This window comes from Shewanella sp. KJ2020, assembly GCF_024197625.1.
Classification (GTDB): domain Bacteria; phylum Pseudomonadota; class Gammaproteobacteria; order Enterobacterales; family Shewanellaceae; genus Shewanella.
Genome location: NZ_JAKUKD010000026.1, coordinates 1 through 18,728 on the forward strand (window position 1 = coordinate 1; position 18,728 = coordinate 18,728).

19 protein-coding genes are annotated in these 18,728 nt (G+C 48.2%); 11 read left to right on the forward strand and 8 right to left on the reverse strand.

Annotation, left to right across the window (positions count from 1 at the left end; translation table 11 throughout):
• The 3 genes from MJO46_RS13695 to MJO46_RS13705 all read right to left on the reverse strand — a co-directional run.
• Positions 1–84: valyl-tRNA synthetase (locus tag MJO46_RS13695; protein ID WP_242325992.1), on the reverse strand; the 84-nt coding region annotated here is incomplete at its 3' end.
• A 272-nt stretch (positions 85–356) separates the two neighbouring features.
• Positions 357–815 (reverse strand): GNAT family N-acetyltransferase, encoded by a 459-nt coding sequence (locus MJO46_RS13700; protein WP_253989776.1) that lies wholly within the window; start codon positions 813–815, stop codon positions 357–359.
• Positions 816–914: 99 nt separating this feature from the next.
• Positions 915–1,574: a 7-cyano-7-deazaguanine/7-aminomethyl-7-deazaguanine transporter gene (locus MJO46_RS13705; RefSeq protein WP_253989777.1), complete on the reverse strand. Its 660-nt coding sequence runs from the start codon at positions 1,572–1,574 to the stop codon at positions 915–917.
• Positions 1,575–1,835: 261 nt separating this feature from the next.
• Between MJO46_RS13705 and MJO46_RS13710 the strand changes: the two genes are divergently transcribed.
• On the forward strand, positions 1,836–2,561 hold the full coding sequence (locus MJO46_RS13710) for an ABC transporter substrate-binding protein (RefSeq protein ID WP_253989778.1): 726 nt from the start codon (positions 1,836–1,838) through the stop codon (positions 2,559–2,561).
• A gap of 74 nt (positions 2,562–2,635) precedes the next feature.
• Here MJO46_RS13710 and MJO46_RS13715 read toward each other — a convergent pair whose 3' ends face one another.
• Positions 2,636–3,994 (reverse strand): isochorismate synthase MenF, encoded by a 1,359-nt coding sequence (locus MJO46_RS13715; RefSeq protein ID WP_253989779.1) that lies wholly within the window; start codon positions 3,992–3,994, stop codon positions 2,636–2,638.
• A 420-nt stretch (positions 3,995–4,414) separates the two neighbouring features.
• Between MJO46_RS13715 and MJO46_RS13720 the strand changes: the two genes are divergently transcribed.
• The 8 genes from MJO46_RS13720 to MJO46_RS13755 all read left to right on the forward strand — a co-directional run bounded on the left by MJO46_RS13720 (position 4,415) and on the right by MJO46_RS13755 (position 11,873).
• Positions 4,415–6,538, forward strand: a complete 2,124-nt coding sequence (locus tag MJO46_RS13720; RefSeq protein ID WP_253989780.1) for a TonB-dependent siderophore receptor — start codon at positions 4,415–4,417, stop codon at positions 6,536–6,538.
• Between the two features lies 1 nt (position 6,539).
• Complete coding sequence (locus MJO46_RS13725; protein ID WP_253989781.1) at positions 6,540–7,904, forward strand: ATP-binding cassette domain-containing protein; 1,365 nt, start codon at positions 6,540–6,542, stop codon at positions 7,902–7,904.
• A complete protein-coding gene (locus MJO46_RS13730) occupies positions 7,894–8,580 on the forward strand; it encodes an energy-coupling factor transporter transmembrane component T (protein WP_253989782.1) in 687 nt (228 codons plus the stop codon). Before MJO46_RS13725 ends, MJO46_RS13730 begins: the two co-directional genes overlap by 11 nt.
• A complete protein-coding gene (locus tag MJO46_RS13735; RefSeq protein WP_253989783.1) occupies positions 8,573–9,115 on the forward strand; it encodes a core component of ECF transporter in 543 nt (180 codons plus the stop codon). The genes MJO46_RS13730 and MJO46_RS13735 overlap by 8 nt, the downstream gene beginning before the upstream one ends.
• Positions 9,116–9,137: 22 nt before the next feature.
• Positions 9,138–9,875: a DNA-binding protein gene (locus tag MJO46_RS13740; protein ID WP_253989784.1), complete on the forward strand. Its 738-nt coding sequence runs from the start codon at positions 9,138–9,140 to the stop codon at positions 9,873–9,875.
• 12 nt (positions 9,876–9,887) lie between these two features.
• Entirely contained in the window at positions 9,888–10,124 is a 237-nt protein-coding gene (locus tag MJO46_RS13745) for a hypothetical protein (protein ID WP_253989785.1), read from the forward strand.
• Positions 10,125–10,343: 219 nt separating this feature from the next.
• Positions 10,344–11,531: an HD-GYP domain-containing protein gene (locus tag MJO46_RS13750; protein ID WP_253989786.1), complete on the forward strand. Its 1,188-nt coding sequence runs from the start codon at positions 10,344–10,346 to the stop codon at positions 11,529–11,531.
• A gap of 195 nt (positions 11,532–11,726) precedes the next feature.
• Positions 11,727–11,873 carry a hypothetical protein gene (locus MJO46_RS13755; protein WP_198783661.1) on the forward strand — a complete coding sequence of 49 codons (147 nt, stop codon included), beginning with the start codon at positions 11,727–11,729 and terminating at the stop codon, positions 11,871–11,873.
• 13 nt (positions 11,874–11,886) lie between these two features.
• Here the strand turns inward: MJO46_RS13755 and MJO46_RS13760 are convergent, their stop codons facing one another.
• Positions 11,887–12,837 carry a YeiH family protein gene (locus MJO46_RS13760; RefSeq protein ID WP_198781850.1) on the reverse strand — a complete coding sequence of 317 codons (951 nt, stop codon included), beginning with the start codon at positions 12,835–12,837 and terminating at the stop codon, positions 11,887–11,889.
• Between the two features lie 275 nt (positions 12,838–13,112).
• Entirely contained in the window at positions 13,113–13,670 is a 558-nt protein-coding gene (locus tag MJO46_RS13765) for a malate synthase (protein WP_253989787.1), read from the reverse strand.
• Positions 13,671–13,924: 254 nt separating this feature from the next.
• On the opposite strand from MJO46_RS13765, the gene MJO46_RS13770 reads away from it, so the two are divergent.
• Together MJO46_RS13770 and MJO46_RS13775 are read left to right on the forward strand one after the other, a co-directional pair.
• A complete protein-coding gene (locus MJO46_RS13770) occupies positions 13,925–15,457 on the forward strand; it encodes a DUF3612 domain-containing protein (RefSeq protein ID WP_253989788.1) in 1,533 nt (510 codons plus the stop codon).
• Positions 15,458–15,990: 533 nt separating this feature from the next.
• Positions 15,991–16,251 (forward strand): SH3 domain-containing protein, encoded by a 261-nt coding sequence (locus MJO46_RS13775; protein ID WP_253989789.1) that lies wholly within the window; start codon positions 15,991–15,993, stop codon positions 16,249–16,251.
• 105 nt (positions 16,252–16,356) lie between these two features.
• On the opposite strand, the gene MJO46_RS13780 is transcribed toward MJO46_RS13775, so the two are convergent.
• Positions 16,357–17,604, reverse strand: a complete 1,248-nt coding sequence (locus MJO46_RS13780) for a glutamate-5-semialdehyde dehydrogenase (protein ID WP_253989790.1) — start codon at positions 17,602–17,604, stop codon at positions 16,357–16,359.
• Positions 17,601–18,722, reverse strand: coding sequence for a glutamate 5-kinase (proB, locus tag MJO46_RS13785; RefSeq protein ID WP_253989791.1), 1,122 nt, complete (start codon positions 18,720–18,722; stop codon positions 17,601–17,603). Before proB ends, MJO46_RS13780 begins: the two co-directional genes overlap by 4 nt.
• Positions 18,723–18,728 lie beyond the last annotated feature (6 nt).

An 18,728-nucleotide genomic window follows, 5' to 3' on the forward strand; every position in this document is an offset into this window, starting at 1 on the left:
AACACGCTCTACAACGCCTAATTTAAAGGCTAAGGTGTAATCTCGTTGTGTGCGCTTACGGCTTGAGTTAATTGATGTTGTCATAAAGAAGTCCTCTTTATGTCAACGTATTTCAGGACGGGACATTAAGGCAAAAAAAAGCCGGATGATGAATCCGGCCACAAAAGAGTGTGTGTGAGCAATGTCGTGCTTGCAAACTCAGGAGCACTTTAAACACTTCAGATTACCAGTCATCGGTGTTAAAGATGAGTTTTGGAACGCAAGTTAACGATAATCATTCTCAATTGTGTTTGCAAGTTATTTAATGAAAAAAGTGCAAATCTTTACAAAGAGTGGCACTGATTTCCCTTAATCCCTTAGATAGACTTGCTCAAATGCAGCTTATGGTCGATAAGGTTTTTGGGGTCGGTGTTGAGTTCAGTAATCAAATACTGATTCCGGATCAATAAATTAAGCATCGCAGGAAAACGGTTCATCGTCTTAACTTGAATATGGCTATAACCTTGGCGATGGGCCCAAGTCTCTTGGTATTCCAGTAGACTCTGCGCCAGCCCTAAACGCCTAAAGTCGCTGGCAACACCCCCTAACCAACTGTAAAAACGGGTTGCATCTTGTCCGTATCCCAGCTTAAACCCCGCGAGTTCACCCTCAACATAGGCTAATAGAATCAAGCATGTTTTGCCTGTCAGCCGCTCCGTTAGGATTTGACTGGTGAGTGGACGATCGAGTTCTGGGATCTGCTGGCTAAGTTCAACGAGTTGCTCGGTTAGCTCGGGCGTCAGTACTGTCAGCGCTTTGATTTCAATAGAATACATAATTTTCTCTCATGAAAATCGGCCCCATTCAACAGCGAGAAGCAATTGGGGCCGAGGATAAACTGGCTAAATTATAACAGGTCTGGCCAGTTGAGTTAATCAGGAAACTACTTTTTGCGGACTGGTTTGCAAAATCTTGTCTTGTAAGATTTTTAGTAAAACACCGTAGGCAGGCAGGAATAGCCCTAAGCTCACGAGTAACTTAAAACCGTAATCGACGCTGGCAATCTCGGGCCAATTGGCGGCCATAAAGCTGTCCGATGAGGCATAAAAAGCAACGCTAAAGAAAACTAAGGTATCGACTAAGTTACCCACTATGGTGGATGCCGCAGGTGCAACCCACCAAGAGCGGCTGGCCCGTAGGCGAGCAAAGACGGTGATATCCATCAGTTGGCCAATCAAATAGGCGGCAAAACTGGCAAAGGCGATACGAAAGACGAAGGTATTCCACTGTCCAAGTGAATCAGCCCCTTGGAAGCTGCCCTGATGAAATAGCACGCCCATTACGTAGGAAATCATCAGTGCTGGCACCATAGCCTTAAGGATAATGCTGCGCGCAGCCGTTTGGCCGAAAATACGTACAGTGAGATCTGTGGCTAAATAGACGAATGGAAAGCTGAATGCGCCCCAAGTCGTGTGGTAACCAAATAGCTGAAATGGCAGTTGTACTAAGTAGTTGCTGACGCAAATAATCAGTATGTGGAATCCTACTAATAGGAGTAAGGCGCGGCGGAGCTGCGCTGTGGTTAACATTAACATTCTGTGGCCTTTTTAGTTGTGTAGGGCGGGGTGAGGGAACCCGCTAATGATCATTTTATTATATTGAATCGCTTATCAACCGATCCCAGTACACTGTAATCGGAGGGCGGCCATTATAATGGCCGTCCCTTAAGATGCAAGCTAACAGTGCATATTCCAACCACTTTTTAGTGATGGGGCGAGCTATCCTAAGCCTTGGGTATTTACACAACAAAGAGATAGAAACTATTCTACACTTCTTAATACATGAAGGAGGGAACGATGAGATCATTCTTTAGTGTATTTTGCCTGTGTTTGTTGAGCTTTTTTGCTTCGGCGACTCCCACCAATCCTGTCGTTATTAACCTAGTGACAGCAACCTGGGAGGGTTTCGCTAATCCCGATGAAACTGGCTACTACTTTGATATCCTTAACCGCGTTTTTCCGGCGCCAGAATGGCAGCTCAATGTGCAATTTGTTCCCTTTGCTCGTTCGATTTATCTTATTGAAAGTAATAGAGTCGATATGGTTCTCAGCGTGTACAAAGGAGATATTAAAAAGAGCCTATTGAGTGAGAATGCTGTCGAGATCGATTCTATTGATGCTGCTGTCACCCCAGACATTGCCGCTAGTTGGGTCGGGATCGAGAGTCTATCCCATAAGAAAGTGCGGGCCATGTTAGCCTATCGCTACAATATGCTGACACCCGTGCCCATGTACTACGAAGAAAGCAGCGATATGCTCACTATGCTCAATAGTTTAAATGCGGGTCGTATCGATGCCGTGCTGGATTATCGGAAAGGGATCATCTCCCTAGTGCCTAAACTAAGGGATAAGAAGAATTTTGTTATTATTCAAGGGGTACTAAAGGGTGAAACCTTTTTTGCCTTCGCGAATACCGAAAAAGGCCGTATGTTGAAACAGCATTTTGATATAGCCCATAAACGCTTAATCGACTCGGGTGAGCAAGCTAGACTCTTTACTGAGACGAAAGCGAATGGCTATTAAAACCCGATTAACGGTGGCTCGATAAGCTATTGTTCTAGAAGTTGTAATTGCTCGATAAGCTGCAGCCAGAGAAGCTATAGCTCGATCAGAATCGACATAATAGTCGCAAGTTTATTTTCCAGCTCTTGCCACTCGGCTAGTGGATCCGACCCCGCAATAATTCCCGCACCGGCAAATAGATTGATTCGACCGGGTTCGATAAGGGCACAGCGGATCGCCACCGAAAATTCACTCTCGTACTTATTGAAATAACCGCAGGCCCCTGCATACCAACCGCGCATATAACCTTCGCGCTGACGAATAAAGCTCATCGCCGAATGCCGAGGTAAGCCTCCAACCGCAGGTGTGGGGTGCAGTGCCTGTAGGAGTTGAAAATCATTCACCCCCGCCTTGAGTTCGGCCCGAATAGCCCGGTGTAAATGTTGAATATGGTTCAGTTTAAAGATAGTGGCCGATTCCTCCGCGCCCACATAATGGCTCAGTGGCGTGAGCATATTCACTATATGGCTACGGACTAATTGGTTTTCGACGCTATTTTTATTGTCTTCGAGTAGGGCATTTGCTAGGGCAATATCTTCCTCCTGATTTAACCCTCGCACTGTCGTACCCGCTAATGCCTCGGTAAATAGTTCCTGTTGGCGGCGGCGGAATAAGCGCTCGGGCGAGCAAGAGATAAAAGTGCGATCTGGGCTAAATTGAAAACCAAATTGGAAGCTATTGGGATTACGCCCCTGCCAGCAGGCGAGCACCATCCAAGGGTCAACCCGTTCATTGACTTCAAGTTGGGTTAATCGGGATAGCACGACTTTTGGGGTGTCTTGGTTAAATTTGGGATCGACTACTTGCTCGACTAATGCCTTCCAGCGCTGAAAGTCGGGTCTATCGCTACGCCCCAATAATGCGAGTTTGTTTGGTGGTGCTAAGGGTTTCGCGGGCATAACGGCTTCGATGGCCGCGATGGCCTTATCTATTTCCGTGTGGGGATCGTTATCGGCAAAATTGAGGTTAACTCTCAAACTGAATTGAGCCCCGCTGCGCCTAAACTCGATGCGAGGCAGTACAAAACGGCTATTACCGAACTCGGGCCAAGATTCTATGCTGCGATCGAAGGCCACGCCGCCATAGTAGCGAATGTCCTGGTTGGTCGAGAGGGCACGTTGTGCTTGGTAAGCTTGCGCCAGTTGCTGATCATCGACGCCGGTTTCAAATTTAAAGTCTTTACAGGCGCCTATGGCAGTCACTTCTTCAATACGATCGCGCCCATGCCAGTAGATTCTGGGGTATTGGGTCTGGGATGCCAGCCATGAAATCAAAGGCATAGATACAGTTGCTTGGGATAACTGCACTATAGGTTCGGTAGGGGGAACCTGCTTTAATTGAATAAGTTTGTCGATGAGACGCTTAAGGTCTTCAGACAGGGCATGGACGGGCAAAGAAAACTCCAAAGATAATAAATAAAGGCTTAGGGCCTATGGGTGCTCTGGGCACCAGTGATTTTTTGATTAAGTGAATACATTCTTATTCAGGTACTTTGGATTTTTCGGTATCAGTACGTAAATAAGAATCTTTCGCTCAAATTAAAGGCCGTGGCCTTAGGTGTCAAGATGTTAGCCGCTTGGCTGTGACTTTTGCCATAGTCTCATTTTGTGGCGATAAAAAATGTGACTTGAGTGGGTCTTTTTGTCGACAAGTTAGCTGTCGATGGACATTTTGTCCTTTAACTATCTGTTGTCTTTCCCTTTTGTTTTATTTAATCGATCTGAGTCGGTTTTTAGCAGTTTTTGGGTTGAGACTGAATAATCACGGCCCACAATAAGCGGCACATCTTACATTTTCTATGTGACAACAATAACATGATTACCACTAATACCCTCTTTAGCGTGTCGTCTTTGGCTTTGGCCATTGGTCTTAGTTTTGCGGCTCAAGCCGATGATATCTCTCGAGATCCACTACTCAATATCAATGAAGTGATCGTCGTTCACGGTGACGGTGGGGAGGCCAGTGAAATGGCGACAACCCACTGGAGCATTAGTGAGGAGGAGATCCGCGCCTTGGGCGCACAAACGCTAGATCAAGTCTTAAAGAATGTGCCTGGTGTGTATATTCGCGTGGGCGGTGACGGTACTCCTAGAGTCGATATTCGTGGTTTTAAAACGCGCCATGTCACCCTTTTAGTCAATGGCGTGCCTATGGTTAGTGCCGACGACGGGCAATTCGACCCGAGTGTGATCCCTACCAGTCAAATCGCCTCGGTCGAAGTATCCGTGGGGCCGACGTCGGTACTTTATGGTCCGAGTGGTGCGGGTGGGGTGATTAATATTATTACCAAGCAAGGGGATACGGCTCCTGCACTTTCTGGGCGTTTAGAGGCGGGTAAGGATAATACCTTCAACGGTGATATTAGCGCCGCAGGTTCGGGGGATGATTGGCAGGGGCTCGTCAGTGTTAGCCGTCAACAGACGGACGGCTTCCCAATGTCGAATGATTTTGAACCGACACCATCTCAAGATGGGGAACTGCGAGTGAACTCGGATAAAGAAGTTAATAACTTCTATGCCCAAGGCAGCTACTGGTTATCCGATAAGACACAGTTGATTGCAAATATGGCCCTGCGCAGTGGCGAATGGGGTAAACCCGCCCGTGATGGTACCGGTAGTGGCAAGATGAAGTATGAGCGTACCGATGATTATGACTCACATACTGCCCAGTTAGGTTTGGCGCATAGGTTTGACGATACTTTTACGCTGCGTGGATTTGGCTATCACAATCAAAGCGATACCTTAGAGGCCTCCTATGCCGATGAAACCTACCAAGCTGTCACTCAATCCCAAGATGGCCGCTCGGTCGTCCAAGGTATCAATCTACAACTGATCACGGATTTACATACCGCAGGCTTGTTAACGACTTCGGTTATTGCTGAGGAGCAAAGTTGGAAGTCGGTAGTCAATACTTATCCAGCGACTGGCAGTAATAGTGGTTCAGGTGGCAACGGCGGCGGTACAGGCTCTGGTGGTGGTTCAGGCGGTGGCAACGGCGGCGGTACCGGCTCTGGTGGTGGTTCGGGCGGCGGCAACGGTGGCGGTACAGGCTCTGGCGGTGGTTCGGGCTCAGGTGGCGGTAACGGCGGTGTCGAAAACTTAAATGATTCCGCATGGTTATATACTGCGGCGGCTGAATATCAGTATCAATCTGAGCATCAATACGGCTTTACCTTAGGTGGTGCTTATCATTCACTCGATACCAGTGATGGCACGGATAACAACTATTCGGCCATGGCCTCTAGCTATTGGCAGCTAGTGCCGGATTCGCGCCTGAGTTTGAGTGTTGCGCGCAAGGTGCGCTTCCCTTCAATGGTGAACTTGTATTCGCAATTCTCTGGTAATAGCGATTTAGAGGCCGAAGAATCTAAACATCTGGAGTTGGGCTTAGAGCAAAATCTACCCGCAAGCACGGATTTTTCTGTTTATGGTTATTACACAGATGCGGAAAACTATATCGCTAAGGATATCGATGGTTTCTACCAAAATATGGGGCGCTATAAGTTCAAAGGGATTGATTTTCAAATTAATAATAAGGCTATTGAGCATTTAGATCTGAGCTTCTCCTACAGCTTCTTAGACTCTGAAGAGATGGACGGTGACGATACCTTAGATGCGCTGCAATACCGCCCTCGCCATCAATTACGCTGGCAGATGAGTTACGAGTTTCCCTTCGAAACTCAAATACATCTGAATGTGGAGCGTATTTTGGATCAAGTCTATGCGACTCAAGTGAAGGTTAACGGTCAGACGCAATATCAACAACAGTCTCTGGATAACTACACCTTAGTCGATGTGAATCTGGTGCAACCATTAATCCAAAATAAATTAGATGTTTATCTACGAGCAACCAACCTGCTGGATGAAAATTACTACCAGAGTGAAGCATTGCCACAGGCGGGACGGCAGATCTTTCTCGGTGTGAATTGGCAGATTTAAGATGACACTCCTAGAGCTTAAAGGCGTTAGCTTCAACTATGGTAGCCAGTTACCGACTGTATTGCAGGAGGTCAACTTAAGTATTGGTTCCGGCCAATGCCACTGTGTGAGCGGGCCTACGGGTTCTGGGAAGTCGAGTCTGTTAAACCTACTTGCGGGGGTGTTAAATCGCCCCCACGAGGGTGAAATCTGGCGTAACCCTAAGCTAGTGACGGGGTTGGTGATGCAGGACCCGCAAATTCAACTCATTAGGCAGACGGTGGGGGCTGAGGTCGCCTTTGCGCTGGAAAATCTCGGTATTCCCGCAGAGCAAATGCTGCCTAAAGTACAGCTTGCATTGCGGCGTGTGGGGCTGTATTTACGCCTGGATACCCCAGTGAGCACGCTATCACTCGGCCAGAAATACCGGCTAATGATAGCCGCTCAACTGGTATGCGAGCCCCATTTACTGTTGCTCGATGAGCCTTGGGCGCAGCTCGATGATCACGGTGTAAGCGAGCTATTAATCGTACTGCGTAATCTTATCCAAGAGGGGATGGCGCTGGTATTGGTTGAGCATAATGCCTCCGCCTTCAGCGACATTATCCAGTATTACTGGCAGTTAGAGACGGGCAAATTGTCTGCAGGCATTTATACCGTGAAGGATGCGCCGCCAGACGAGGCTCCCGTATGGCGCAGTCAGTTTAACCACTTAGGCAAAGTGCTCGTCAGTGCCGAGGCCTTCGATTTCGGCTTCGATGGCAGCTCAGTGCTATTTGCTTGTCCACAGGGATTTCAACTGCGGGCGGGTGAAATCGTAGCTTTAGTGGGGGATAACGGCTCAGGCAAAACCAGCCTATTAAAAACCATCGCTGGCGTGCTGAGTTTAAGGCAGCGCTTACCTCTTAAAGTGCTAGGACGAAGACCAAAGCTTGGGATCTACGGCGCCGAACTGGGGCTGTTGATGCAAAGGCCGAGTCGACAATTGTTTGAAACTAGCGTGCTGGCCGAAATGCAGTTCAGTCTCAAGCGTTTTGAACTCCCTAAAGCGCGCGCATCGCAGATGTTGGATGAGTTACAGCTATCGGATTTAGCTGAACTGTCACCCCATAAATTATCCTACGGTCAACAGCACTTAATTGCCTTAGCCTCATTAGCCTGCTTATGCCCTAAGGTATTGTTACTTGATGATCCTCTAGCCGGAATGGATAAAGATTACCACGGCAAAGTGTGGCATTTGCTACAGAGTTTAAGCTCGCAGGGCACTGCCATCTTGCTCACTAGCCATAGGCATATTGAGCATAGGGCGGTGTCACGGCAACTTAGCCTACGTAATGGTCAGTTGACGGAAGATCCTATGGAGATGGAGGCGCGTTATGTGGGGTAGCTGTCGACGTTCGCGCCAGCGAATACGGGGACATTGGAGTCGCGAGCGGCGTGAAACGGCTATCTGCAGCCTAGCACTGCTATTCGTCTGTGTGCTCTCGGCCTGTGCTTTTGTGTTACCCGCTTATTTACTCCTGCCACTCGCAGGGCTGAATGGGCTGTTAGTGATCCACGGTTTACTGCGTCGCGGCAGTATTTTGGGGGTACTAAAGCTAGGTTTAGTGCAACTGAGCATCACTTTGAGTCTGTATTTAATCCTCTATGGCACAGCGCATTTAGCCCAGGGGGCCATAGTGGTTGCACGTATCATTTTGGCCACCATTCCCGGCTGGTGGCTGTGTATTACAATTCCCCCCGAGCGCATCGGCGAAGTGTTGAGTGCTTTTCTGCCGACTAAGTGGGCCTTTGTGGTCGCGGCCTCCTTAAGTTTATTGCCTTATATGGCCGATGAAATCCGCGAGATCTACCATATTCAATGTTTGCGCGGGGCACGCATTACCCCAAGGGCGCTGCGTGATCCGAGAAATTGGGCCGAGTTGGTATATTGCGTGTTATTTCCCGTCTTGATCCAATTGCTTAAATTATCTCGTCAAATGGCTATTGCGGCGCAGAGCCGTCATTTTGGCTTAAACCAGCGGCCAACCCATTGGCATTCCCCGAGGGACAACAATGACTAAAAAACTTCCCCTTAGCCTGCAAGACTCGCTCTTTGTTGGCTTTTGCGCCACCTTACTGGTGGCATTAACGAGCATGTTAAGGCTGAAACTCGGCATATCTGGACACAGTATGTTTTTAATGAGTTTTTTCTATCTGATTTGCTACGGGGTGTTGGGCCGCTTCGGTAGCATGACGGCCTGTGGCGCTATTGCTGGTCTTGTGGCTATGGCTCTGGGCGTCGGGAAAGGTGGGCCTATGATACTGTTAAAGTTTGTCTTACCCGCCATAGCCATGGATCTTATCGCCTTGCTTTTACCTCTGAGTATGGCATTGCATTGGCGCTGCGTGATTTTAGGCATAGCGGGTTGCATTGCCTGGGCCGGTAAAGTGGCGCTGACCAATATCCTAGCGGGCATGGAGTTGGATGTTGTATTGATTCAATGGGGGATGAGCGTATTAAAAGGCGGATTCTTTGCCACACTTGGCGCTTTGCTTGTGCCGCCTGTGCTTACGCGCTTAAAGGCCCACGATCTGTTGCACAGAGACAAATTTTAAAACTCTAACCCTAGGAATGTAGATGAAAAACTGGCTAATTTGTATCGATGACACCGATGATATCGGTACTAAGGGCACCGGGGAAATTGCCGAGGAAATCGCACACCTCCTCGAGAGTATTTCCGGCGGCAAGGCTTCCTTCGTGACGCGGCACCAATTATTTGTACACCCCGATATTCCCTACACCTCCCATAACAGTGCCATGTGTTTTGCGCTGCGCTCACCACTGACTCAGGCTGAGATCCACCAATATGCCGTTGCCCATTTAATCGCTGAGTCGGCGCCTAAGGCAGATCCGGGTATCGCCATACTCAATGTCGACTCTCAATACGATGCAGTGGCCCTAATGGAGTTTGGTCGTAGAGCAAAAACCGAAGTGCTCACTAAGCTTGCGGCCTATGATCTAGCCGAACAACTCAATATCCAGTTAACTGAGCATGGCGGCACTGGCCAAGGTGTTATTGGCGCGTTAGCGGGGTTAGGGCTGCGTTTGATGGGCAGCGATGGACGAGTAAAAGGGCAAATTAAACTTGGCCAGTTTGAGGATGTTGCACTCGAACTCACTGTTGCTGAGATCCTTGAGCAAACCGGGCTAGATGCTGTGATGAGCACTGAGCGGTATCCCCTCGCGGCGAATGATCGAGTACAGCTCAAGGGTAAAGTGAAAGCCGTTTACCTTGGGCATCAGTTTGTGTTGTTAGTCGATAGAGAGGCTGAAATATGGCGTAATGCGGGTAAGCAAGCATTACAGGCCTATTAGAGGGAGGTTGAAATGACACCCATATTGGCCGAGCAGGCATTTGAATTAAAGGATAACCGCTGGATTTTCCGCGCGGGGTTGAACCAGTATTCGGCGGCCAGGCGAGTAGCACAGGAATGCACAGGTTTTATCCCCGATGATGAGGATGAGCAAGTCGATGACGAGCCTCGCTGCTGTTACAACTGCCAGTATCGGCGTTGGCTGGTTGAGAGTTTTGAATGCCTGCTATTAAAAAATCAGCATTATTAGTCGATTAGCTAAATTTTGCGCAATAGCCTCCTCATTTTGCTTGGCTTTTATGATGTTCTTCTCGGCGGGTAACAAAGTGTATGGTGATTTTGTTATCCCCGACATAGAATGCCAGTAAGCTGTTCTATACTACCAAAAGTAAGACACACTTAACTGCTTTGATGTTGTTTGGTTCTTTTATGGTTTTCTATAAAGTTAGTTATCCTTGGGGTTGCAGAAATGAGTGAGCCGGCAGAATCAGTTGATCTTATCAAATTGCCTGTGTCGCAACTGACATTGGGTATGTTTGTCAGTGCTATAGATAAAAGTGATAAGGGCCAACTTGCGATTACCAATGCGGGGCAAATCAAGCATAAGGATGCCATTGTAAGGCTCGCTAAAAACGGCATCAAATTCGTTTGGGTCGATACCGAGCGCTCGGCAGAACACTGTGGTTTTAAGAAGAAAATCAGCAACAATATCCCGACCAGCAAAAAATCCCAATTAACCCGAGAAAAGCAACAGGAGCAAGCTCAAGTCATTCTCACCGAAGCTAAGGATCTTATTCGTAAGGTGTTAGCCGAAACTTTCGAAGGCAAAGCCATAGAGGTGAAGCCCTTCGAGACATTAGCCGATAGCATGATCGAATCTGTCTTCCTCGATGAAGACGCGCTTAAGTGCATGTCTGCGCTCCGTTCAAAAGATGCCTACCTACTCGAACATTCAGTGAATGTCGCCTTTTTACTCGTTACCTTCGGCAAATACCTCAAACTCGACCGTGAGATGCTGCGGGAAATGGCCGTCGGTGGGATTTTGCATGATATTGGCAAGATTAAAGTCGACAATAAAGTGCTGCACAAGCCGGGCAAACTGACCCCGGAAGAATTTGAGCATATGAAGCTGCACCAAGTGTATGCGCTTGACATTATGAACGAAACTACTGGTCTTTCGCAGATCAGTAAAGATATCTGCTTGATGCACCATGAAAAGTTAGATGGTCGAGGTTATCCAAGGGGGCTGAAGGGCGATGAAATCCCCCGGCATGGGCGCATGAGCTGTATCGTCGATATTTTCGATGCCTTGACGGCGACGCGCTGTTACAAAGAGGCCATGAGTCCTGCTGCGGCCTTTAAAATTTTACTGAGCCTGACGCCATTCCACCTAGATAGAGAACTGGTCTATGAGTTTATTCGCTGCATAGGCGTTTATCCCGTGGGATCCCTAGTTGAATTATCGGATGGCCGTATCGGTATTGTCTGGGCCTCGAAGGACAGAGATGCACTTCACCCGATCGTAAAATGTTTTTATTCTTTAAAGGCAAAGCGTTACACCGAAGTCACTATGGTTGATCTCCTCAAGTCTGAGCTGCACATCGAGCGGGGAGTCTCGCCAAGTTCACTGGATATTGATCCAACGCCTTTCTATTGATCTTCCAATTTGGTGGTTATTTTAAAGGCATAATCAGGATCTTGCGGCTAACGAAGCGGGATCAAGCCATTTGGCGGCCTAATGACCACAGCATGGGCTTAGCTGTTATAGCTATTTGTTATTGAAAATCGATATTTGCCGGGTTTTTAGTTCTAAACAATAATGAGCATCCCCTAAGTTTGCAGGAAGATGCAATTGAAAAACTGGCTGATTATCGTGTTTTCCCTGATTGCCTTGATCGCTTCGACGCAAACCACAGGGCTAGTGCGTTCACTGATCGAATTTTCTGCCTTTGTTGGCGTCCTCAGTTGGGCTTGGCGGATCAAGCCAAGTGCCGAGTAACCTTAAGCTTTAGTTATTGAAAATACAGAATATACACTAGAGACATTATTCCTATTGCTGCCCACAGCATTACCCCAAGCAACAGCGGTTTGGGGCCACTCGCCCGCATTTTCTGCACCGTAATTCCCGCACCAATCAAAAACAAACACAGCACTAAGGCACGTTTTGACACAGTAAATAGGATGTCATACACGGCATTAAATTGTGGCAACCAATGGGCCACGGCAATGGCTAAACAATAAAAACCGATAAAATACGGTAGGTTAAGTTTGCGCTTATCACCACCAAACAGCATAGCGCTGACCAATGCTATCGGGATAATCCACAGGGCGCGGGCGAGTTTAATGGTGGTTGCGGTTTTTAAGGCTTCATCGCCGTAGGCCGAAGCCGCACCAACAACCGATGAGGTATCGTGGATGGCGATGGCGCTCCACACGCCAAAATCGTATTGGCTCATATTGAGCAAGTGGCCCAGTGCGGGGAATAAAAACAGCGCGACCGAATTGAGCACAAATACGCAGGCCAAAGCCGTAGCGGTTTGATCGTTGCGGGCATTGATGGCTGGCGCCACCGCGGCAATGGCGCTGCCACCACAAATCGCGGTGCCGGAGGCGATTAAGTGGCCCGTGACGGGATCAAATTTCAGTGCGCGGGTGAGCACAAAGCCTAGGGCTAAGGTAAAAAAGATGGAACCGACAATAAGGCCAAAGTTGTTACTGCTCGCTTCAATCGCCGCATTTAAATTAATGCCAAACCCTAAGCCAATGATCGAGTAAGACAGGAGTTTTTTGGTGAGTGCGGCAATATTCCATTGGGTTGGCACCCAGCCAAGACTGGCTAAGGTGAAGCCCAGCACTAACGCCATGGGGGACGAGATAAAAGGAGCGAGGCATAACAGGCCCGCACAAATGAAGATAATACGTTGACGTTTATTCTGTTGGGTTAATGTCGACGAAGAATTCATAACACCTTAGGCTCGAGCGATTAGGGTTTATCGTTCCAACACAGATCTTCATATTAAGCGACTGTCACAACATGACTATTAATAAGGATGGATCTTGGAGGCTGAGTGGAGGGCATTATAGCTGTGACTGCTTGCTTCAATAAAATCAATTTAACTTATTTAGTTAGTCAGTTTTATTTACTGTTTTGCGGATGACGGATGACGGATGACGGATGACGGATGACGGACAGAAAAGGGAAGGAGATTAACTTAATTCCGTTAATCCCCTCGATAGATTATAAATTCACTATAGTTTTCAAACTGTAATCACCACCATCCTTGGCGGTAAATTGTTTATCTTGGGTATCGTTAGCACTGGACATACCCGCATGCAGCAAACTGAGCCAATGGCGAGAAGCGCTAGAACGGGCTTCTGTTGTTTCCATCGATAATGGCGCTTCGATTTGGACATCTTCCAGATTGGCCAGATCCCTTGCACCTATCATACCGCTGCGGTCGAAACTGAGTTCTACATGACAACCTTGATCCTGCAACACTATGGCGCTGGGGGAGTCTTTGGTGCCGTTAAAGGCCACAAACTGTTTTGGTTGGCGTAAACCACTGTGGCTGCCATCGGCAAAAAAGGCCAACAGGTGTTGATAGTAAACCACATAGCTGCTGACATCCTGGTGTGAACCCGAGTTAAGTGGAAAGGCTCTGTCGAGGAACTGTTTCGCCTTGGCGATTTTCTCTTGCTCGGCGACATTCACTTGGGCCACGGCGAGCACTTCTTCTGCGATGAGGCTATTTAGATTCGGTTGGATCTGGTTGCTCTGGATCATTGACATATTCATCGCTCGTTCCTCTTACTCTTCCAATTTAAAAAATTCAGGGTTTTGATTTAACTTGTGGCCTATCAAAGTTTGTCTTCAATTTGGTTTGTCCGCTTTAAGTGCTTATCCACTTTTAGGGTGAATCCTTAAGCATTTCTGATACTGGAATGGCTTAGCTTGTGGGCATTCGTCTTTCCTTGATTGCTTGATTTGTAGTCTAGTCTTTTTTTGACTACAATTTCACAATAAAAATTTTACAATGTGAATTTTACAAAATGCGCAATGACCAGAGCTTGATGAGAAAATCACACTTCCTCGGGACAAAAATACGTAACCTACGGAAACGTAACAATTTAACCATGGAAGATTTATCGGCACGCTGCATCCGAGTCGATGCGGGCAGTGCGCCCTCTGTGTCATATTTGTCGATGATCGAGCGCGGCAAACGCGTGCCCAGTGCCGAAATGTTGGCGGTGATCGCCGCCGTGTTTCAAAAAGAAGTCGATTGGTTTTTAGATGATGTTCCCGAAGAAAGCGCCATTACGCCGGACAAGGGCCGCCGTGGTGGGATTAGCGGCATGGCACTCGAGCCCAGCTTTTTGTTTTCCAATGATATTTTGCAAATCGCCATCCCTGAAATGCTATCGCAGACCGGGATCTCGGGTCGGCAGTTTGCCCATTTGTTGATCCGGGCCCATCAGGAACACCATCAAAACCATTTCCCCGATCTTGAACGTGCCGCCGAAGAGGTCGGGCTTAAACGTATGCCTTTGTCCCTCGAGGATATGCTGGATATTGCCAAGGGCATAGGCTTAAAAATCAAATGGATTGATAGCACGCCACAGGAAGTTATCGACGAGCGTGGTATCAGTTCGCACCAGTTAGTCACATCATTTTTCGAGCCGCCGAGCACGATTTACATCAATAAAATGCTTAAAAACCGCCCCAGTCGGCTTAAGTACGATCTCGCCGCCCATATCGGTCATTGCGTATTACACAATAAAGATGGGCTTAAGAGTGTGATGATCTCCGGCCGTAAACTGGAGATGGATGAAGAAGTGACCATGCAATCCAATACCTTGAACGCACAGGATATTTTACATGCGTGGCGCGATTTTGAATCCAGCTTTTTTGCCGGAGCCTTGTTATGCCCTAAAGTGCCCTATCGACAATTGCTCGATCGTCACGGTTATGAGATTGAAGTACACAAACAGCTGCAAGTCTCGGCCTCAGTCGCCATGCGGCGCATGACGGTCGTATCGCCTTATCCCCATTGGCATTATTTTGATGCCTATGCGCCGGGCAAACTTAAGGCCGTTTACCGTGGCAATGGTATTCCTCTGCCCTGGGGCAATATGCGGCTGGTGGAAGACCCCTGCCAGCATTGGGCTGTCTTTAGGATGATCAGCGAACCAACGGTCGGCACCTCGGCGCAAATTTCGATTTTAAATGTGGGCAATGAACCACGGATTTACTGCTGCGAGTCGATTAAGGTCGAAGACTCGGCGGGCAACCCCCATGTGCTCTGCGCCGGTATCGACTTAAACCCGGCCATTGAGGCCCAAGGTAAGGATGCGCTCTCTATCGCCCATGATTTAAAATCTGCCTGTGTCTCCGGTGGCGGCTCGGTCGCGATTCCTAAACATATAAAGAGTGACTTAGTGAGCGTGGCTAAGATTTTGAATATCAACTGGATTGAACGTGGGATTAAAAATGATGCCCGCTTAATTTGCTCCCGCGGCGCCGTCTGCCCGCGCCAACCCAGCTGTTATCAAGCGGGTAAATCCCAGTGTGATGGGGCTGCGTAAATCACTATTTGATTTACGTTGAGTTTTGCGGCCTTACGGCCTTACGGCCGAGGTGAATCAAGGTCGTGGGTCTTCAACCCACACCCGACCAAGAGGGGATCAACAGCAATTCCCTCTTGGATCTCCCTTGCCGCCCCCAACGGAGTTGAAAGCCCCTTGTGCTCATTGGCAAATTTGCTATCGCTTCCGAAGGATGCGTCCCTGCACCTGCGAAAGCTAGTCGGTCATCCATGACCGAACTCACGCAATTTGCCTATTCGCCCTGCGGCAACTCCGAGGGGAGTCGTATCCTGCGGCATTAGAAGTGAGTCTAGGCTTAAAGAAATCTAGCGGTAATTCTTTCTTTTGAGGCAAGAATATTAAAGGAGTTAAATGTGAATAGGTTATGGATATTACTGTTAGTTTTTGTTCTGGGGCATCCAATATCCATTGCCAACGCCAAAAACTGTAAAAAGGGTCAACCGTGTGGCAACTCTTGCATTTCTTGGAACAAAACTTGTCGTATCGGATCGGTAAATACAAGTGCTAGCGTCTTGGCATCACAAGAGACAAGCCATTTCAAATCGCCAAACGCGGATATGGTGAGTAATCCCGTTCTGGAGAATGGACAACTATATGAAGTGACTATCGATAAGCTCAATATCCGCAATAAACCCAAGAAAAATGGGGATTTACTGGGCTCACTCTCAAAAGGTGAGCGTATTAGTGTGCTTGCTGCAAGCGGTGATTGGAAGGCTTTTCTATATCAAGACAAACTCGCTTGGGTATTTTCGAAACATTTAAAAGCCGTATGAGAAATATGAAGCTCTATTTCTATGACGAGTACTTAAATAAAGCCCCAAAGCAGAAACGTTGGGGCTTTATTATTTAGATAATTAGCAGCGTTTGGCGTAATAGCACTAAGCTCTAATCTGTCCTGTGCCTGAAACCAGATATTTTTCAGTGGTTAGGGCTTCGAGTCCCATGGGGCCGTAGGCATGTAGCTTAGTGGTGGCGATGCCGATTTCGGCGCCGAGACCGAGTTCGCTGCCATCGGAAAAACGTGATGAGGCATTCACCATCACCACAGCGGCATCCACTGCGCGTTGAAAGCGGGCGGCGGTGAGTTCATTGTCGGTGCAAATCACCTCGGTATGATGGCTGCCAAACTTGGCGATATGTTGGGTGGCGACTTCAAAGCTGTCGACTTGGCGAATGGCGATTTCTAAGTCTAAGTATTCTTGGCCAAAATCTTCTTCCGCCATATAAGTGCAGGCATCGAAATACGCGGCGGCCTGGGGGCAAGCATTGATCTTAACTTGATGCTCGGCCAGTGCTTTAGCGATGCGGGGCAGGAATCGCGGCGCGATATCCTTATGCACTAACAAGCCCTCGAGGGCGTTGCATACGCCAGTGCGTTGGGTTTTGCCATTAAGCAGCAACTCCATGGCGATATCTTGATTGGCGTCCTTATCTACATATAAATGACACACACCTTTAAAGTGCTGAATAACCGGAATGCTGCTGTTTTCAGTGACAAAATTAATTAGTCCTTCGCCACCACGGGGGATGATCACATCGATAAACTCCCGCTGCTGCATCAGTTCGAGCATCAGGGCGCGGTCAGGATTTGGGATTACGCTGATAAGTGCTTTAGGCAAGCCATAAGAGGTCAGTACCGCCTGTAAAATGTTGGCGATCACTTTACTGGTGTGCAGCGCTTCTTTGCCGCCGCGCAGAATGATGGCATTGCCGGATTTAAAACACAGGGCGCCAGCATCGGCGGTGACATTGGGGCGCGCCTCGTAAATCATACACACTACGCCGAGTGGCACGCGCATCTTACTGATGGATAAGCCATTAGGTCGTTTACCAATAAAACGCTCGCGCCCAACGGGATCGGGCAGGGCGGCGATGGTTTCTATCCCTTGCGCCATCGCCTCGATGCGATCTTGGTTAAGGGTGAGGCGATCGACCATAGCGGGGCTTAAGTTGTCCTGTGTTGCACGGTGCACATCAATCAGGTTGGCACTTTGGATCTCATAGGTTTTTTCCCTTAATGAGCGCGCCATATCCAGTAAAACGGTATTTTTTAGCGACTCATCGAGTTGGGCGAGTGTGCGGGCCGCATGGGCGGCATCGGCAGATATTTGTTTGATTAGGCTCATAGTTTCTCCACTCCAATAGGTTTAAGAATGGCGATATTCTTATCGGAAATAATGGGTCCGGTTTTTTGCTGGAATTCACTGGCAAACGCCTGATCATCCTGCTCGGTAATAAAACTCAGTAGACAACTGCTGTAGTTGGATTTGGCTTTTGCCAACTTAGTGCCATCGCCTTTACGCACTAGAATGGTATCACCCACTGAGAAATCCCCTTTCACTTCAACCACATCATCGCTGGTTAATTGCTCGCTATGCTGATCGAGTGCGAGGTCAAAATCATCCTCGACGATCACTTCGCCCTGCGCTTGCGAGGTGTGGGTCATCCAATGCAAATGCTCCTGCATTGGTTTTTCATAGGGAGTGAAAAGGGTGCCCGGATTTTGCCCCTTTAGCAGTTGGCTAAAGGAGTCGACATTAAAGCCATTGATAATAAAGGTTTCAATGCCATGGGAGATGGCTTTTTCGGCGGCTTGGATCTTAGTGCGCATGCCTCCGGTGCCAACATCGCTGCTGGCGCCTCCCGCCATGGCATAGATCTCGGCATTGATTTCAGTCACTTGCTTGATCAATTTGGCATTGGGATGCTCATGGGGATTTTGATCATAGAGTCCATCTACATCCGAGCAAATGATCAAGGTGTCGGCATCGGCCGCAGCCGCCACCATGGCCGAGAGATTATCATTGTCACCAACCTTAAGTTTGTCGGCGGTGACGGCGTCATTTTCATTGATGATCGGCATTAAACCGTGTTCGAGCAGGCTAAAAATGGTGTCTCGAATACTGATATAACGCTCGCGATTACGTAAATCGCCATGGGTTAGCAGCAGTTGGGCGGTGGGAAAATCAAATAGCTTATTCCACGTCGCCATCATATCCGCCTGACCCGCAGCCGCCATGGCCTTTTTAAGCGTGACACTGGGTTTTTCGTCAGCACCAAAATGATGCCATCCGGCGGCAACCGAGCCGGATGAAACCAACACCACTTGTATCCCTTGGACGCGGCAGTAGGTAATAAACTGCGCGATACCCAAGAGATAATGGCTACTGCAACCTTGCTTGTGGGGCGCGATTAAGGCGCTCCCCACTTTCACAACGATACGTTTACGGGGAGAGTCTGTCATAACGCC

What these genes read in the sequence shown, in the direction of transcription:
- proB (WP_253989791.1), bottom strand. Translation starts at nt 18,722, where the DNA reads ATGACAGACTCTCCCCGTAAACGTATCGTTGTGAAAGTGGGGAGCGCC.
- MJO46_RS13730 (WP_253989782.1), top strand. Translation starts at nt 7,894, where the DNA reads ATGTGGGGTAGCTGTCGACGTTCGCGCCAGCGAATACGGGGACATTGG.
- MJO46_RS13745 (WP_253989785.1), top strand. Translation starts at nt 9,888, where the DNA reads ATGACACCCATATTGGCCGAGCAGGCATTTGAATTAAAGGATAACCGC.
- MJO46_RS13780 (WP_253989790.1), bottom strand. Translation starts at nt 17,604, where the DNA reads ATGAGCCTAATCAAACAAATATCTGCCGATGCCGCCCATGCGGCCCGC.
- MJO46_RS13725 (WP_253989781.1), top strand. Translation starts at nt 6,540, where the DNA reads ATGACACTCCTAGAGCTTAAAGGCGTTAGCTTCAACTATGGTAGCCAG.
- MJO46_RS13750 (WP_253989786.1), top strand. Translation starts at nt 10,344, where the DNA reads ATGAGTGAGCCGGCAGAATCAGTTGATCTTATCAAATTGCCTGTGTCG.
- MJO46_RS13765 (WP_253989787.1), bottom strand. Translation starts at nt 13,670, where the DNA reads ATGAATATGTCAATGATCCAGAGCAACCAGATCCAACCGAATCTAAAT.
- MJO46_RS13740 (WP_253989784.1), top strand. Translation starts at nt 9,138, where the DNA reads ATGAAAAACTGGCTAATTTGTATCGATGACACCGATGATATCGGTACT.
- MJO46_RS13705 (WP_253989777.1), bottom strand. Translation starts at nt 1,574, where the DNA reads ATGTTAATGTTAACCACAGCGCAGCTCCGCCGCGCCTTACTCCTATTA.
- MJO46_RS13735 (WP_253989783.1), top strand. Translation starts at nt 8,573, where the DNA reads ATGACTAAAAAACTTCCCCTTAGCCTGCAAGACTCGCTCTTTGTTGGC.
- MJO46_RS13700 (WP_253989776.1), bottom strand. Translation starts at nt 815, where the DNA reads ATGTATTCTATTGAAATCAAAGCGCTGACAGTACTGACGCCCGAGCTA.
- MJO46_RS13760 (WP_198781850.1), bottom strand. Translation starts at nt 12,837, where the DNA reads ATGAATTCTTCGTCGACATTAACCCAACAGAATAAACGTCAACGTATT.
- MJO46_RS13770 (WP_253989788.1), top strand. Translation starts at nt 13,925, where the DNA reads ATGCGCAATGACCAGAGCTTGATGAGAAAATCACACTTCCTCGGGACA.
- MJO46_RS13710 (WP_253989778.1), top strand. Translation starts at nt 1,836, where the DNA reads ATGAGATCATTCTTTAGTGTATTTTGCCTGTGTTTGTTGAGCTTTTTT.
- MJO46_RS13720 (WP_253989780.1), top strand. Translation starts at nt 4,415, where the DNA reads ATGATTACCACTAATACCCTCTTTAGCGTGTCGTCTTTGGCTTTGGCC.